The following is a 1,231-nucleotide window of genomic DNA, read 5'->3' on the forward strand; positions in this document are numbered from 1 at the left end:
TGGACCGGCCAGCCTTTCGTAGACATCTTCGAGCCATAATTTCTGGCAGTCGAGGAGGTCGGTATGAGTGGCAAGCGATACACGGATGAGTTCAAGATCGAAGCGGTCAAGCAAGTAACCGAGCGTGGCCATTCGGTAGCTGAGGTGGCTGATCGGCTGGGCATCACGACGCACAGCCTGTATGCGTGGAAGGTCAAGTTCGGTCAGCCGGATGCCGTGCGCCGGTCCGAGCTGGACCAGAGCGCCGAGGTGCGGCGCCTGAAGGCTGAGCTCAAACGCGTGACCGAGGAGCGCGACATCCTAAAAAAAGCTGCGGCGTACTTCGCCAAGGGGTAAAAGCGAAGTACGTGTTCATGCAGGCACATGCCCGCGAGTTTCGTCTGTGTGCGATGTGCCGGGTGCTGGGTGTGCATCGCAGTGGGTACTACGGGTGGCTGCACCAGCAGGCCAGTGCACGAGAGCGCGAGGACACGCGCCTATTGGGACGGATCAAGCACTTCTGGCTGGCCAGTAGCGGCGTGTACGGGCATCGCAAGATCACCTGCGATTTGCGCGAAGCCGGCGAACAGTGCAGTCGCCATCGCGTGCGTCGGCTGATGAAGCGCGATGGCCTACGGGCACAGATCGGTTACGGCAGTAAGCCACGCTATCGGGGCGGCCCCGTCGGCGTGGTGGCCAACGTGCTGGATCGGAAGTTCGCGCCCAATGGCCCGAACAAGGTCTGGGTCACGGACATCACCTATATCCGCACTTACGAAGGCTGGTTGTTCCTGGCGGCGGTGATGGATCTTTATTCGCGTCAGATCATTGGCTGGGCGACACGCCCGCACATGACGACCGACCTGGTGCTGCAGGCGCTGTTGGCGGCTGTATGGAAGCGAAAGCCTGGCCCTGGCGTCCTGGTTCACTCGGATCAGGGTAGCCAATTCACCAGCGGTGATTGGCAGTCGTTTCTGAAGGAACACCACATGCAGCCGAGCATGAGTCGCCGTGGGAATTGCCACGACAACGCCGTCGCCGAGAGCTTCTTCAGTGCACTGAAAAAGGAGCGGATCAAGCGGCGTATCTACCCGACGCGGACGGCGGCAACATCAGACGTGTTCGATTACATCGAGATGTTCTACAACCCGATACGCCGACATGGTTTCGTCGGCGACCTTTCACCGGTAGAGTTTGAACGGCGCTACGCGCAAAGCGGCTCGTAAGTGTCTACAGAACTCTGGCCGGTCCA

General features: G+C 60.2%; 1 protein-coding gene. It reads left to right on the forward strand.

The features are described 5' to 3' along the window. Window positions 1-63 precede the first annotated feature (63 nt). A protein-coding gene (locus MJ606_RS18215) for an IS3 family transposase (protein WP_243050973.1) occupies window positions 64-1,205 on the forward strand; the annotation gives its coding sequence in 2 pieces (ribosomal slippage) (window positions 64-313 and window positions 313-1,205; 1,143 coding nt in all). Window positions 1,206-1,231 lie beyond the last annotated feature (26 nt).

Source organism: Dyella sp. RRB7 (assembly GCF_022761115.1).
GTDB lineage: Bacteria > Pseudomonadota > Gammaproteobacteria > Xanthomonadales > Rhodanobacteraceae > Dyella.